Here is a 14303-nt window from a genome sequence, read left to right as displayed (position 1 = left end):
GCTGTGCCTGCACTGTTCCGGCCCTGTGATCTACGTCCGGTCGGACTGTGCGCCTCGGCGGGTGCGCGGGTGCGTCCCCACTGCGGCGGCAGCGCGAGTTCGTGCCGTGTTGATGAAGAGGACGTCACGGGTGCACCGGTTGGTTGCACTGATCAGTAGGGTGCGGCGCATGGCACCTTCCCCACCCCGTTCCGGCTCGGATTCGGAACTGCGACGCACCCTCGGCGTGGGTGACGCCGTCGTCATCGGGTTGGGCTCGATGGTCGGCGCCGGCATCTTCGCCGCGCTCGGCCCCGCGGCGCGCGCGGCCGGTTCCGGGCTGTTGGTCGGGCTGGCGGTCGCCGCGGTGGTCGCCTACTGCAACGCCACCTCGTCGGCCCGGCTGGCCGCGCTGTATCCGGCCTCCGGCGGCACGTATGTGTACGGGAGGGAGCGGCTCGGTCCTTTCTGGGGTTATCTCGCGGGCTGGTCGTTCGTGGTCGGGAAGACGGCCTCCTGTGCGGCGATGGCGCTCACCGTGGGCGCGTACGTCTGGCCGGGGCAGGCGCACGCCGTGGCGGTCGCGGCGGTCGTGGCGCTGACCGCGGTGAACTACGGCGGTGTTCAGAAGTCCGCTCTGCTCACGCGGGTGATCGTGGCGGTCGTGCTCGCTGTCCTCGCTTCCGTCGTGGTGGCGTGCCTGGGGTCGGGGGTTTCCGATGCCGGGCGGCTGAGCAGCGGGGCCTCCGGCGGTGCGGGTGGCGTGCTGGAGGCCGCCGGTCTGCTGTTCTTCGCGTTCGCGGGGTACGCGCGTATCGCGACCCTCGGGGAGGAAGTGCGGGATCCCGCGCGCACCATCCCCCGCGCGATCCCGCTGGCTCTGGGGATCGCGCTGGCCGTGTACGCGTGTGTGGCGGTGGCTGTCCTTTCCGTGCTGGGGACCGAAGGTCTCGGGCAGGCCGGTGCACCGCTGACCGACGCCGTGCGGGCGGCCGGGGTGCCGGGCCTGGTGCCGGTGGTCCGGGTTGGCGCTGCCGTGGCCGCGCTGGGCTCGCTGCTCGCTCTGATCCTGGGTGTCTCACGGACGACGCTGGCCATGGCACGTGACCGGCATCTGCCCGGCGCTCTGGCGGCTGTGCACCCGCGTTTCCAGGTGCCGCACCGGGCGGAGCTGGCCGTGGGCGCGGTGGTCGCGGTGCTGGCCGCCACGGTGGACGTGCGGGGCGCTATCGGGTTCTCCTCCTTCGGGGTGCTGGCGTACTACGCGGTGGCCAACGCCTCGGCCTGGACACTCGATTCGGCTCCGGCGAGGCGGGCGGTGCCGGCGGTGGGGCTTCTCGGGTGCGTGGTGCTCGCGTTCGCGTTGCCGGGGGTGTCGGTGGTCGCGGGCGCGGGTGTGCTGGTTGTGGGTGTGGTGGCGTACGGAGTGCGGCGACGGGTGGGCGGGGCGTCGCGGTAGGGCGGTCGGTCGGCGAGGACGGCTGACGCTCCGAAGGACGTGGCTCTGGACCGGCGTTCGGCGCAGTGGCGGGGTTGGCGCCGTATGGACGTCGGTGCGGGTGCGGGTGCCTGTGTCGATGTGGATGTCGGCGTCGGCGTCGGCGTCGATGTGGATGTCGGCGTCGGCGTCGGCGTCGGCGTCGGCCGGATGTATCTCAGGCCGTACGAAGGCGTGAGTCGCCGGATATGTCCACGGGGCGCGGCTGCCTCGGCTCGGTGCGGCGGCCGTGGCTCTGGCGGCTGCGGTCCTCGATCTCTGGTGGAGTGCGGGCCCACAGGCGGGCGTTGCACATCCTGGCTGCCCCCTGTGCCCGCACCTGCTCGTGCGCGGTCATGTGTTCATGATGCAGGCGGGCACTGACAATCGGGGCGGCCTGTGGACAACCGTCAGACTGTGGACAACCGCTGGACCGTGGACAACCGCTGGACCGTGGGCAACCGCTGGACCGTGGGCAACGGCCGCAGTCTCCGGGAGTCCTACCAGCCCGACGACGCGAACGGCCTGTCGGTCGAGACGATTTCGCGGCCCAGCGGGAACAACGACACCGGGATCAGCTTGAAGTTGGCGATGCCGAACGGGATGCCGATGATCGTGACGCACAGCAGGAGTCCGGTGATGATGTGGCCGAGAGCCAGCCACCAGCCCGCCAGGATCAGCCACAGCACGTTGCCGATGCAGGACGGGGCGCCGGCGTCGCGGCGCTCGACCGTCGTGTACCCGAAGGGCCACAGGGCGTAGATGCCGATACGGAAGGCCGCGATGCCGAAGGGGATGCCGATGATCGTGACGCACAGCAGCACGCCGGCCACGAGATAGCCGAGGAACAGCCAGAAGCCGCTCAGGACGAGCCATATGACGTTCAGGATTGTCTTCACTGTTGGCGACCTGCCATCTTCTCGAGGCGGGCAATGCGTTCCGCCATCGGCGGGTGCGTGGAGAACATCTTCGAGAATCCCTGGCCCGGGCGGAAGGGGTTCGCGATCATCATGTGGCTCGCGGTCTCGATGCGGGGCTCCGGGGGCAGCGGCAGCTGCTTCGTGCCGATCTCGAGCTTGCGCAGCGCGCTGGCCAGAGCCAGGGGGTCCCCGGTGAGTTGGGCGCCGGAGGCGTCGGCCTCGTATTCGCGGGAGCGGCTGATGGCCAGTTGGATGAGGCTCGCGGCGAGCGGGCCCAGGATCATGATGAGCAGCATGCCGAAGATGCCGGGGCCGTCGTCGTCGTTGGAGCGGCCGACCGGGATCAGCCAGGCGAAGTTGACCAGGAACATGATCACGGAGGCGAGGGCGCCGGCGACCGAGGAGATCAGGATGTCGCGGTTGTAGACGTGACTGAGTTCGTGGCCGATGACGCCGCGCAGTTCGCGCTCGTCGAGGATGCGCATGATTCCCTCGGTGCAGCAGACCGCGGCGTTGCGCGGGTTGCGGCCCGTCGCGAACGCGTTCGGCGCCTCTGTCGGGGAGATGTACAGGCGCGGCATGGGTTGACGGGCTTGGGTGGAGAGCTCTCGGACCATGCGGTACAGCGCGGGGGCCTCGAACTCGCTGACAGGGCGGGCGCGCATCGCGCGTAGCGCCAGCTTGTCGCTGTTCCAGTACGCGTACGCGTTGGTCCCCAGAGCGACCAGGACCGCGATCACGAGCCCCATACGGCCGAAGAAGCTGCCGATGACGATGATGAGTGCGGACAGTCCCCCGAGGAGTACTGCGGTCCTGAGCCCGTTGTGCCGGCGGTGCACGGTACGCCCTCCAAGTCGTGCAGCAGGGGAACCCTTTGCTTGCTGATCTGCGGTCCTTCTGGTGTAGGTCCAGTGGACCCTCCCGTTCTGGTCAACGCCAGGCGAGAGCCGCTAGTTCCCTTGTGCGTGCGGGGCGGGGTGTGAGCCGTCCGGGTGAGGGCCCGGAAGCGGCCTGGTCGTGCGGTGGTGGGTGCCCTCAGAAGAGTCCGGTGTCGGCGAAGCGCAGGACCAGTTGGGGAGCGCCCGACAGGGCGAGGCCGAGGACGCCGGTGAGGGCGAGTGCGGCGGTGAGGGGCGCGGGGACCTTGTGGCGTACGGCTTCGCCCTCGGGCGCGCGGAACAGCAGTGCCGTCCACTGGAGGTAGTAGTACAGCGCGATCACTACGTTGGCGGCCATGACGACCGCGAGCCAGCCGAGGCCGGCGTCGACGGCGGCGGAGAAGACGGTGACCTTGGCGAAGAGGCCGATGATGCCCGGCGGGAGTCCGGCGAGGCACAGCAGGAAGAACGCCAGGAGGAGCGCGGCGAGGGGGTTGGTGGCGTAGAGGCCCCGGTAGTCGCTGACGCGGTTGCGGGACTTCGTACGGCCCACCAGTGCGGCCACCGCGAAGGCACCGAGGTTCACGGCGGCGTACATGAGGGCGTAGGCGACGGTGGAACCGATGGAGTGCTCGGCGTCGTCGGAGTAGGCGGCCGCGGCGATCGGCACCAGGAGGTAGCCGGCCTGGCCGACGGAGGACCAGGCGAGGAGGCGTACGGCGCTGTACGCGCGCGTGGCCTGCTGTCGGAGGGCGCCGACGTTTCCGACGGTCATGGTGAGGGCGGCCAGCGCGGCCAGCGCCGGGCCCCAGACATCAGCGTACGAGGGCAGGGCGACGACGGTGAGGAGGATCAGGCCGGAGAAGCCGACCGCCTTGCCGACGACCGACAAGTAGGCGGCGATCGGAAGCGGGGCTCCTACATAGGTGTCCGGAACCCAGAAGTGGAAGGGCACGGCGGCCGTCTTGAAGGCGAAGCCGATGAGGGTGAGGACCACGCCGGTCTGGGTGAGGGTGTGGAGCTGGCCGTCGACGTGCTGGACGCGGTCGGCGATCTGGGTGAGGTAGAGGGTGCCCGTGGAGGCGTACACGAAGCTGATGCCCATGAGGCTGACCGCGGTCGCGGTGACCGAGGACAGGAAGAACTTGAGGGCCGCTTCCGAGGACTTGCGGTCACCTTGGCGCAGGCCCACGAGGGCGAACGCCGGCAAGGAGGCGACTTCCAGGGCGACGATCAGGGTGGCCAGGTCGCGGGAGGCGGGCAGGAGGGCGGCACCGGCGGCGGAGGAGAGCAGCAGGAACCAGTACTCCCCTTCGGGGAGTCCCTTGTCGGCGTCCTTGAGGGCCGTGACCGACAGGAGGGCGGCCAGCAGTGCTCCGCCGAGCACCAGGAGCTGGAGGACGAGGGTGAAGCGGTCCGCGGTGTAGCTGCAGACGTCGGCTTCGCCGGACAGGCAGAGGGTGGCTCGGTCGCCGTCCAGGAGGGGCAGCAGCATGAGCGCCGAGGCGGCCAGGCCCGCGACGGACAGCCAGCCGAGCAGTGCCTTCTTCGCGTCACCGACGAAGAGATCCGCTACGAGGACGACGAGGCCGACGACCGCCGTGATGGTGGGCGGTGCGATGGCGAGCCAGTCGACCGACTGGACGAGGTTCGCGGCCAGGGAGCTCATCGGGTGCCTCCTGCGAGGAGCTGCTGCACGGCCGGGTCGGTCAGGCCCAGGAGGGCCTTGGGCCACAGGCCGGCTACGACGGTGAGGGCGACGAGCGGCGTCCAGGCGGCGAACTCGTACGTCTGGACGTCGGCGAGCTTCGGCGCGTCCTGCGGTACGGCGCCCATGCAGACGCGGCGGACCACGGCGAGGAGGTAGGCGGCCGTGAGGAGGGTGCCGAAGGCCGCGATCGCCATGAAGGTGAGGAAGGCGGGGCGGCTGAGGTCGTCGGCGGGGTCGAACGCGCCGAACAGGGCCAGCATCTCGCCCCAGAATCCGGCGAGGCCGGGCAGGCCGAGGGAGGCGACCGCGGCGAACGCGAGCAGGCCGCCGAGGCGCGGGGCCTTGCCGTAGAGCGCGGCGCCGGTCTGTTCGGCGAGGGTGTCGAGGTCGGTGGTGCCCGTGCGGTCCTTGAGGGCGCCGACCAAGAAGAAGAGCAGGCCGGTGATGAGGCCGTGGGCGATGTTGGCGAACAGGGCGCCGTTCACGCCGGTCGGGGTCATGGTGGCGATGCCGAGGAGGACGAAGCCCATGTGGCCGACGGAGGAGTAGGCGATGAGGCGCTTGAGGTCGCCCTTCGCGCCCTGTTTGGCGAGGGCCAGGCAGGCCAGGGACCCGTAGATGATCCCGACCACGGCGAAGGCGGCGAGATAGGGCGCGAAGTCGGCGAAGCCGTCGGGGGCGATCGGCAGCAGGATCCGGACGAACCCGTACGTGCCCATCTTCAGCAGGACGCCGGCCAGCAGAACCGAGCCGACGGTCGGCGCGGCGGTGTGGGCGTCGGGCAGCCAGCTGTGCAGCGGCCACATCGGCGTCTTGACCGCGAGCCCGAGACCGATCGCCAATACGGCGATGACCTGCACGGATGTGGTCAGCGACCGGCCGTTGTCAGTGGCGAGTGCCACCATGTCGAACGTGCCCGCCTTGATTCCGATCAAGAGCAGGCCCAGCAGCATGACGACCGAACCGAGCAGCGTGTACAGGATGAAGCGCCAGGCGGCCGCGGTCCTGCCCTCGCCGCCCCAGCGGGCGATGAGGAAGTACATCGGGATGAGCACCATCTCGAACGCCAGGAAGAACAGCAGCAGATCGAGGACGGCGAAGGTCGCGAGGGTGCCGGACTCGAGGACGAGCAGCAGTGCGACGAAGGCCTTCGGGGTGGGGCCCGCAGGCATCTTGAAGTACGAGTAGAGCGCGCAGAGGAAGGTCAGCAGCGCGGTCAGGACCAGAAGGGGGAGGGAGATGCCGTCGATGCCGAGGTGGATGCGCACGTCGAGTGCGGGGATCCAGCTGATGTCGGTCGTGGCCTGCATCTTCGACGGATGGTCGTGGTCGAAGCCGAGCGCGAGGACGATCGCGGCGACGAGAATCGCGCCGGTCACCGTCACACCGTGCCGGAGCACGGCCTGCTCGGGTGACTTCCCCTTCAGCCCGGGCGGGGCGGGCAGCAGAGCGGCGACGGCACCGAGGAGCGGGCCGACGACGACGAACGCAAGAAGGAACTGCATCACGGACTCGTTGATATCGATCACGCCTGCTCACGCTCCCGTGGCGACGAGGACTGCGGCGACCACCAGGACGACGGTGCCGGCGAGCAGCGCGCTCACATAGGTCTGCACATTGCCGGTCTGGGCCCGCCGTACGGCCCAGCCAAGCGCCCGGGGCGTGGCCCCCGCGCCGCGCACGTACGTCTCGACGACCTCGCGGTCGAGGAACCGGACGAGCGTGGCGCCGGCCAGGACCGGGCGGACGAAGAGGGCCGAGTAGACGGCGTCGAGGTGGAAGCCGACGGCCGCGTGCCGGTGCAGCGGACCGAGCAGAAGCCGGCCGGGATCGGCGGGGTCGGGCGCGTAGGCGATGTCCCCGTACGCCGGCTCGTGGCTGGCGATGGCCTCGGCCTCGACGAGGCCGGCGTCGCCCTCCGGGTGGGCGGCGACCGCGCCCAGCGGCACGCGGGCCGCGAGCGCGGTGGTGTGCCGCCAGGCGGCGTAGGTGACGATGCCGCCGACCAGGGCGACGCCCGTACCGACGACGGACGTGGTGAGGGTCGGGGTCAGGTCGCGGCCGTCGAACCAGTCGGGGAGCACCCGGTAGGCGAGTCCGCCGACGGCGAGGGACGGGACGGCGAGCACCCAGAGGACCACGTTCATGGTGAGGGGCTGGCGGCCGTGGTCGGGGGCCTCGGCGCCCTGGCCGCGGAAGGCCAGCAGCCACAGGCGCGCCGCGTAGGCCGCGGTGAGCAGGGCCGTGAGCAGGCCGGCGACGAGGACGACCCAGCCCGCCGCGCCGGGGGCGTGCTCGGTGTGGCCGGTGGCGACGTGCTCGGCGGCGCCGAGGACGGACTCCTTGGAGAAGAAACCGCTGAACGGCGGGATCGCGGCGAGCGCGAGGAGCGCCACGGTCATCGTCCAGTAGGCGTCGGGCACGCGGTCGCGCAGATGGCCCATGCGGGACATGGCGGCCAGTGAGTTGGTGCCTGCGGCGTGGATGATCACGCCCGCCGCGAGGAACAGCAGCGCCTTGAAGGCCCCGTGCGACAGGAGGTGGAAGACGGCGGCACCGCGGTCGCCGACGGCGAGGGCGCCGGTCATGTAGCCGAGCTGGCCGATGGTCGAGTAGGCGAGCACGCGCTTGATGTCGTCCTGGGCGAGCGCGGCGAGCGCCGAGCCCGTCATCGTCACGGCTGCCATGACGGCGAGGACGACCATCGCGGCCTGCGAGGCCTCGAAGACGGGGAGGAGACGGGCGACGAAGTAGACGCCGGCGGCCACCATCGTCGCGGCGTGGATCAGCGCGGAGACGGGCGTGGGGCCCGCCATCGCGTCCGGGAGCCAGGTGTGCAGCGGGAACTGCGCCGACTTTCCGGCCACGCCCGCGAGAAGCAGCAGGGCGATCAGGGTCGGGTGGTCCAGTCCCCCGCTCGCGACGGCACCGAGCACCTTCGTGATGCGGAACGACCCGGCGTCGGTGGCCAGCGCGAACAGGCCGATGAGGAAGGGGACGTCGCCGAGCTTGGTGACCAGGAAGGCCTTGATGGAGGCGGCTCGGGCCTCCGGGGTCTCCCAGTAGTGGCCGACCAGGAAGTACGAGCAGATGCCCATGACCTCCCAGCCCACCAGCAGCACCATCAGGTCGCCGGAGTAGACGACGAGGAGCATCGCGGAGGTGAAGAGGGAGACCAGAGCCGCGTACGACGGGTAGCGCGGGTCGTCGCGCAGATAGCCGGTCGAGTAGATCTGCACACAGCTCGCGACGAGGCCGACCAGGACGGCGACGAGGGCGGCGAAGCCGTCGATGTGCAGGGCGAGTTCGATCGGGACCGAGCCGGTGGGCGTGAGCTCGGTGGCGGCGTTCACCGCCTCGTCCCCGCCCTGGCGTACGGCGACGATCGCGGCCAGTACGAGGGAGGCGAGCGTCGGCAGTACCGCGAGCGGGCGGACGAACCCGGGGGCCGTGCGCCCCAGGAGCAGGCCGATGGCCGCGCCGAGGAACGGAAGGAGGGGGACGAGGACGGCGAGGGTGGTGGTGGTCACGCGGTGGCCTCAGCCTTCTCGGCCGCGGTGGCGTCGCCGTCGGAGTCGGGGCCTTCGGGCTCGTGGCCCTCGGCGGTGTCGCGGAGCTTGTCGATGTCCGAGGTGCCGCGGTTGCGGTAGACGGCGAGGACGATCGCCAGGCCGATGCCGATCTCGGCGGCGGCGATGGCGATGGTGAACAGGGTCAGGGCCTGGCCGGAGTGCAGGGTCTCCTCGGCGGTCCGGCTGAGCCAGACGTCGAAGGCGACGAGGTTGAGGTTGACGGCGTTGAGCATCAGCTCGACCGACATCAGGACCAGGATCGCGTTGCGGCGGGCGAGGACGCCGTACAGGCCGGTGCAGAAGAGGAGGGCGGAGAGTACGGCGGGATAGGCGAGGTGCATCAGCGGGCGCCTTCCTGCTCGGCCGACTCGGCTGCCGTGCCCGGCTTGGTTCCGGCGGCGGGCTCGGCTCCTGTGGCCGGCTTGGCTCCGCCGACGGGCTCAGCTCCTGTGGCGGGTCCCGTGCCTGCGGCGGGTCCCGTGCCTGCTGTGGTCCCCGTGGCCGCGGTGGATCCGATGCCTGGCGTGGATCCAGTAGCCGTGGTGGATCCGGGGCCGATGGTGGATTCAGCGCCTGCGGTGGCCCGAGTTCCCGTGACCGGCTCTTTTCGCCGGATCGGGTGATTGCGGGAATCCGGGACGGATGGGGAACCACCGGACACGGGCCGGGAGTTCACAGGGGGCGAGGCCGACTCCGCCTGCGCCTTGCGGGACAGGACGATCGCGCCGACCAGCGCCGCGAGGAGCAGGACGGAGAGGGCCTCGAAGGGGAGCACCCAGTTCTGGAAGAGGCTCGCTCCGGTGGCCTCCGTCGAGCCGGCGGCGGGGCCGTCCAGATCGATCCAGGTCGTGCGGAAGGCGTCGACGACGACCCAGATCAGGGCGGCGGCCGAGGCGACGGCGACCGTGAGGGCGGCCCAGCGGTTGCCGGAGTCGGCGTCCGGGGAGCGGCCGATGGGGGCCTTGGTGAGCATCAGACCGAAGAGGAGGAGCACGACGACGGAACCGACGTAGATGAGGACCTGCACCCAGGCGATGAACTCGGCCGTGAGAAGGAGGTATTCGACGGCGAGACCCCCGAGGGCCACGACCAGCCACAGGGCGGCGTGGACCAACTGCCGGGTGGTGACGGTGACGAGGGCGGCGCCGAAGGTCACCAGGCCGACGAGGAGGAAGGCGATCTCCACACCGGCCGGGGAGAGGAAGCCATGGGTTTCGGCGGCGAGGCTCACGACTCTCCCTCCTGCTGTTCCGCCTGGGCGGCCAGCTTCTCGGCGGTCTTGCGGGCGGCGGCGATCTCCTTCGGCTCCTCGGCGGCGGGGTCGAGGGCCGGCGGGGCCGGGACGGTCCACATCCACTCGCGGAGCTTGTCGCGCTCGTGGGTGAGGTCGCGGATGTCGGTCTCGGCGTACTCGAACTCCGGGGACCAGAACAGGGCGTCGAAAGGACAGACCTCGATGCAGATACCGCAGTACATGCACAGGGAGAAGTCGATGGCGAAGCGGTCGAGAACGTTGCGGCTGCGCTCGCGGCCACCGGGGGCGGCGGGCGGGACCGTCTCCTTGTGGGAGTCGATGTAGATGCACCAGTCCGGGCACTCCCGGGCGCAGAGCATGCAGACCGTGCAGTTCTCCTCGAACAGGCCGATGACGCCGCGCGTGCGGGGCGGGAGGTCGGGCTGGACGTCGGGGTACTGCTCGGTGACGGTCTTCTTCGTCATCGTGCGGAGGGTGACGGCCAGGCCCTTGGCGAGGCCACTGCCAGGAATGGGGGCCATGGTTACTGGATCACCACCTTGACGATGCCGGTGAGGGCGATCTGGGCGAGAGAAAGGGGGACGAGGAGGGTCCAGGAGAACTTCTGGAGCTGGTCCTCGCGGAGACGGGGGTAGGTCACGCGGAGCCAGATCACGACGAAGGCGAGGACGGCCGTCTTCAGGAGGGTCCACACCCAGCCGAGGCCGTCGGCGCCCCAGGGGCCGTGCCAGCCGCCCAGGAAGAGGACGCTGGTCAGGCCGCACAGGACGATGATCCCGGCGTACTCGGCGAGGAGGAACAGGGCGAAGCGGAGGCCGGTGTACTCCGTGTACGCGCCGAAGATGATCTCCGAGTCGGCGACGGGCATGTCGAAGGGCGGGCGCTGGAGTTCGGCGAGGCCGGCGATGAAGAAGACGATCGCGCCGACGATCTGCCAGGGCAGCCACCACCACTCGAAGGCGTCGACGATGCCGGGGAGGGAGACCGTGCCGGCCGCCATCGCGACGGAGGCGGCGGTCAGCAGCATCGGGAGTTCGTAGGCGAGGAGCTGAGCGGCGGTGCGGAGGCCGCCGAGGAGGGAGAACTTGTTGGCGGAGGCCCAGCCGGCCATGAGGGAGCCGAGGACGCCTACGCCCATGACGGCCAGGACGAAGAAGATGCCGGCGTCGATGACCTCGCCGACGGCGCCCTCGCCGGGGCCGATGGGGATGGCCAGGAGGACCAGGAGGTAGGGCAGGAGGGCTACGGCGGGGGCGAGTTGGAAGATGCGGCGGTCGGCGCCCGCGGGTACGACGTCTTCCTTCTGCGCGAACTTCACGCCGTCCGCGACGAGTTGGGCCCAGCCGTGGAAGCCGCCGGCGTACATGGGACCGAGGCGGCCCTGCATGTGGGCCATGACCTTGTGCTCGGTCTGGCCGACGATCAGGGGGAAGGTGAGGAAGACGACGAAGACGATCAGGAGTCGCAGGGCGACGTCGAGAGCGTCGTTCACTGCGGGCCTCCTGCGGGGTCTTCGGGGGTGTTGCGGGCGTTGGGGGTGTTGCAGGCGTTGCGGGAACCAGGGGCGTCAGGGGCACCGGGCCTGGCGGGAGTCTCGGGGACCTCGGTGGTCCCGGGAGACTCGGGGGCGCCGGAAGACGCGGGGTGGCCGGGAGGCTCGGAGTCGCCGACGGAGGTGCCGGGTGCCTCCAGCGCTTCAGGCGCCGCTTCGGGGGCGGAGGTCTGATCGGCCTGGGCCTCGGGGCCTGGACCGGGCTCGGACTCCGGACGCGGCTCGGCCTCGGACTCCGGACGCGGTTCGGCGTCGGGCTCAGGGCGCGGTTCGGTGTCGGTCCCCGGACGCGGCTCGGCCTCGGACCCCGGACGCGGGTCGGTGTCGGGCTCAGGGCGCGGTTCAGTCCCCGACCGCTGCTCGGCGTCGGTTTCCCGCCCGGCGTCCGTCCCCGGCTCCGCGTCCCTCCCGGCCCCGGTGTTGGACTCGGCAGCCCGTCCGGATTCGGGTTCGTCGAAGGCTGGGCGGGCGTGGTGCCACGGGGCGTCGGCGCTGCGGGGAGCGCGCGAGGTGGGCTTCGGGGGCGTGGCGGCCGGGGTCGGTTCGTCGGCCGGTGTGGTGCCGGAGGGCGTGGTGCCAGGTGCGGGGTGTTGGCTCGCGGAGCCTTCGGAGGCGCTGCGGGAGCGACGCGGACCATTGGGGACGGCGCCAGAACCGGCGCCCAGGGCGCCGGCGCCCGGGGCGTCGGTGGCTGCGGCGTCGGTGGCTGGGGCGTCGGTGGCTGGGGCGTCGGTGACCGAGCTCTCGCTCGGAGTGTCGGCACCGCCGGCTGCCGTTTGGCTCGCCGAGCCCTGGTCCGCTGTACGCGACCGGCGCGGACCAGCTGGCGCGGTACCCGGCACAGCCGACGTCTCCGTCTGGCTCGCCGAACCCTCCGCCGCCGAACGCGACCGACGCGGACCCGCAGCCGAAGCCCCCGGCACCGCCGACCCCTCCACCTGACTCGCCGAACCCTCCGCCGCCGAACGCGACCGACGCGGACCCGCAGCCGAAGCCCCCGGCACCGCCGACCCCTCCACCTGACTCGCCGAACCCTCCGCCGCCGAACGCGACCGGCGCGGGCCGGCAGCCGGAGTGGTAGGCGGAGTGCTCGGCGCGCGCGTGCCCTCCGTCTGGGTTGCCGAGCCCTCTGATGTCGTGCGGGTTCGGCGGGTGGGGCGTTCGGGCGTTGTCCGTGTGCCGGCTGTGCGGGTGGGGCGGGTTGGGGCGGGCGGGAGTTGGCCCTTTTGGGGGCCCCAGTCGTTGGGGTCGGGGACGCCTGGGGGGAGCATCTGGCGGCGCTTGGGGCCGCCGTGGTCCGACTCGCCCGGTTCCTTCGCGCCGGGCCAGGCCTTGGCGACGCGGGCGGCGAGGACGAAGTCCTTGCGGAGGGGGTGGCCTTCGAAGGTTTCCGGAAGGAGGAGGTGGTCCAGGGCCGGGTGGCCCTCGAAGACGACGCCGAACATTTCGTGCGTCTCGCGTTCGTGCCAGGCGGCGCCGGCGAAGACGTGGACGGCGGTCGGCAGGGTCGGGGACTCGTGCGGGACCGTCGTACGCAGGAGGAGGCGGCGTACCGGGGAGAGGGCGGCGAGGTGGGCGGCGACGCGGAAGCCGGTGCCGGGTTCGTCGACCGCGCTGAGCCAGTCGAAGTAGGTGCAGCCCAGGTCGTCGCGGGCCGTCTGGAGGGCCGTGATCCAGGCAGTCGGAGGGACGTCGACGGTGAGGACGTCGTAGGACTCCTCGGCGGTGGCGTCGGGGCCGAAGAGTTCGTCGGTGGGGGCGGGGAGCCAGCCGGTCGTGGTCATCGTTCCTCCCCCGGGGTGGGAGAGGGGGCCTTCAGCAGGCCGCTCTGGAGGGCGGCCGGGGAGGGGCGGGCGGGGGTGCCGTTGCCGTAGCGCTCCCCCAGCGACTCGCGGGCGATCTTCTCCTGGAGCTTGAGGATGCCCTGGAGGAGGGCCTCGGGGCGGGGCGGGCAGCCGGGGACGTAGACGTCGACCGGGATGATCTGGTCGACGCCCTTGGTGACGGAGTAGGAGTCCCAGTAGGGGCCGCCGCAGTTGGAGCAGGCGCCGAAGGAGATGACGTACTTGGGTTCCGGCATCTGTTCGTACAGGCGCTTCACGGCGGGGGCCATCTTGTCCGTCACCGTGCCCGACACCACCATGAGGTCGGCCTGCCTCGGGCCCGGCGCGAAGGGGATCACGCCGAGGCGGATGAAGTCGTGGCGGGCCATCGACGCGGCGATGAACTCGATGGCGCAGCAGGCGAGGCCGAAGTTGAAGACCCAGAGCGAGTAGCGGCGGCCCCAGTTGAGGACCACCTTCATCGGCTCGGGAGCCAGGCGGGCGAGGGCGCCGAGGCGCTTGGGCTCCGGGAGCAGCACCGGTTCCGGCGAGGTCGGGTCGGGAGTCGGGGCGGAAGTCACGTCCGGCGTCACGTCCATGTCAGGACGCCCTTCTTGTAGGCGTACAGCAGGCCCACGGCCAGGAAGCCGAGGAAGATGAACATCTCGACGAGGGTGGTGGCGCCGTAGCCGGGGGCGGCGAAGATCGTGGCCCAGGGGAACAGGAAGATCGAGTCGACGGCGAAGATGACGTAGAGGAAGGCGTAGACGTAGTAGCGGACCTGGGTGTGGGCCCAGCCCTCGCCGACGGGGTCGACGCCGCACTCGTACGTCAGGAGTTTCTCGGGGGTGGGGACCACCGGGCGCAGCAGTCGTCCGGCGCCGAAGGCGACCGCGACGAACAGCACGCCGACGACGGCGAGCAGCCCGACGACCGAGTACGACTGGAAGTAGTCCGAGTAGTCCGACGCGGCGACAGTGGTCGGTTCTCGCACGTCCGCCCCTCGCTCCCTGTGATCAACGCCGTTCGACGATCTGTACGCACGGGAGTCTAGGGCCTGCTAAAGAGCGCGTAAGCAGCCCGTCACTGCTTGAGATGCCCGTATGGGAGAGGAAGGGAGAGAGGAAGAGGAGACG

13 protein-coding genes and 1 pseudogene are annotated in these 14303 nt (G+C 71.1%); 1 reads left to right on the top strand and 13 read right to left on the bottom strand.

The genetic code is table 11. The features are described 5' to 3' along the window. Window positions 1-169: 169 nt before the first annotated feature. The gene (locus EJC51_RS28845) at window positions 170-1438 is read left to right on the top strand and encodes an APC family permease (protein ID WP_126273759.1); all 1269 of its coding nucleotides are present in this window, start codon (window positions 170-172) and stop codon (window positions 1436-1438) included. 196 nt (window positions 1439-1634) lie between these two features. Here EJC51_RS28845 and EJC51_RS47860 read toward each other — a convergent pair whose 3' ends face one another. From EJC51_RS47860 to EJC51_RS28780, 13 genes and pseudogenes are all read right to left on the bottom strand, one after another. Then, window positions 1635-1814 (bottom strand): hypothetical protein, encoded by a 180-nt coding sequence (locus EJC51_RS47860; RefSeq protein WP_165951200.1) that lies wholly within the window; start codon window positions 1812-1814, stop codon window positions 1635-1637. 142 nt (window positions 1815-1956) lie between these two features. After that, window positions 1957-2355, bottom strand: coding sequence for a YccF domain-containing protein (locus EJC51_RS28835; RefSeq protein WP_126273757.1), 399 nt, complete (start codon window positions 2353-2355; stop codon window positions 1957-1959). Then, on the bottom strand, window positions 2352-3215 hold the full coding sequence (gene htpX / locus EJC51_RS28830; RefSeq protein ID WP_126273756.1) for a zinc metalloprotease HtpX: 864 nt from the start codon (window positions 3213-3215) through the stop codon (window positions 2352-2354). The genes EJC51_RS28835 and htpX overlap by 4 nt, the downstream gene beginning before the upstream one ends. A gap of 196 nt (window positions 3216-3411) precedes the next feature. Further along, on the bottom strand, window positions 3412-4923 hold the full coding sequence (locus EJC51_RS28825; protein ID WP_126273755.1) for an NADH-quinone oxidoreductase subunit N: 1512 nt from the start codon (window positions 4921-4923) through the stop codon (window positions 3412-3414). Next, window positions 4920-6494, bottom strand: coding sequence for an NADH-quinone oxidoreductase subunit M (locus tag EJC51_RS28820; RefSeq protein ID WP_126273754.1), 1575 nt, complete (start codon window positions 6492-6494; stop codon window positions 4920-4922). The genes EJC51_RS28825 and EJC51_RS28820 overlap by 4 nt, the downstream gene beginning before the upstream one ends. Before the next feature lie 6 nt (window positions 6495-6500). Continuing rightward, on the bottom strand, window positions 6501-8495 hold the full coding sequence (locus EJC51_RS28815; protein ID WP_126273753.1) for an NADH-quinone oxidoreductase subunit 5 family protein: 1995 nt from the start codon (window positions 8493-8495) through the stop codon (window positions 6501-6503). Then, window positions 8492-8878 (bottom strand): NADH-quinone oxidoreductase subunit NuoK, encoded by a 387-nt coding sequence (gene nuoK, locus EJC51_RS28810; protein WP_126273752.1) that lies wholly within the window; start codon window positions 8876-8878, stop codon window positions 8492-8494. Before nuoK ends, EJC51_RS28815 begins: the two co-directional genes overlap by 4 nt. Window positions 8879-9122: 244 nt before the next feature. Further along, window positions 9123-9768 (bottom strand): annotated as a pseudogene (locus EJC51_RS28805) (NADH-quinone oxidoreductase subunit J family protein); the annotation flags it as partial. Next, the gene (locus tag EJC51_RS28800) at window positions 9765-10313 is read right to left on the bottom strand and encodes a NuoI/complex I 23 kDa subunit family protein (RefSeq protein WP_059192945.1); all 549 of its coding nucleotides are present in this window, start codon (window positions 10311-10313) and stop codon (window positions 9765-9767) included. The gene EJC51_RS28800 and the pseudogene EJC51_RS28805, both read right to left, overlap by 4 nt. 2 nt (window positions 10314-10315) lie before the next feature. Then, the gene (locus EJC51_RS28795; protein ID WP_126273751.1) at window positions 10316-11284 is read right to left on the bottom strand and encodes a complex I subunit 1/NuoH family protein; all 969 of its coding nucleotides are present in this window, start codon (window positions 11282-11284) and stop codon (window positions 10316-10318) included. After that, window positions 11281-13128 carry an NADH-quinone oxidoreductase subunit C gene (locus EJC51_RS28790; protein WP_126273750.1) on the bottom strand — a complete coding sequence of 616 codons (1848 nt, stop codon included), beginning with the start codon at window positions 13126-13128 and terminating at the stop codon, window positions 11281-11283. Before EJC51_RS28790 ends, EJC51_RS28795 begins: the two co-directional genes overlap by 4 nt. Then, window positions 13125-13766, bottom strand: a complete 642-nt coding sequence (locus tag EJC51_RS28785; protein WP_126273749.1) for an NADH-quinone oxidoreductase subunit B — start codon at window positions 13764-13766, stop codon at window positions 13125-13127. The genes EJC51_RS28790 and EJC51_RS28785 overlap by 4 nt, the downstream gene beginning before the upstream one ends. After that, window positions 13757-14161 carry an NADH-quinone oxidoreductase subunit A gene (locus EJC51_RS28780; RefSeq protein ID WP_097267723.1) on the bottom strand — a complete coding sequence of 135 codons (405 nt, stop codon included), beginning with the start codon at window positions 14159-14161 and terminating at the stop codon, window positions 13757-13759. The genes EJC51_RS28785 and EJC51_RS28780 overlap by 10 nt, the downstream gene beginning before the upstream one ends. Window positions 14162-14303: the final 142 nt, after the last annotated feature.

Source organism: Streptomyces aquilus, from assembly GCF_003955715.1.
GTDB lineage: Bacteria > Actinomycetota > Actinomycetes > Streptomycetales > Streptomycetaceae > Streptomyces > Streptomyces aquilus.
This window is presented reverse-complemented; position numbering and strand designations above follow the sequence as displayed.

Coding starts and splice junctions, on each gene's coding strand:
- EJC51_RS47860 (WP_165951200.1), bottom strand. CDS start 1,814: ATGACCGCGCACGAGCAGGTGCGGGCACAGGGGGCAGCCAGGATGTGC.
- nuoK (WP_126273752.1), bottom strand. CDS start 8,878: ATGCACCTCGCCTATCCCGCCGTACTCTCCGCCCTCCTCTTCTGCACC.
- EJC51_RS28800 (WP_059192945.1), bottom strand. CDS start 10,313: ATGGCCCCCATTCCTGGCAGTGGCCTCGCCAAGGGCCTGGCCGTCACC.
- EJC51_RS28790 (WP_126273750.1), bottom strand. CDS start 13,128: ATGACCACGACCGGCTGGCTCCCCGCCCCCACCGACGAACTCTTCGGC.
- EJC51_RS28825 (WP_126273755.1), bottom strand. CDS start 4,923: ATGAGCTCCCTGGCCGCGAACCTCGTCCAGTCGGTCGACTGGCTCGCC.
- EJC51_RS28785 (WP_126273749.1), bottom strand. CDS start 13,766: ATGGACGTGACGCCGGACGTGACTTCCGCCCCGACTCCCGACCCGACC.
- EJC51_RS28845 (WP_126273759.1), top strand. CDS start 170: ATGGCACCTTCCCCACCCCGTTCCGGCTCGGATTCGGAACTGCGACGC.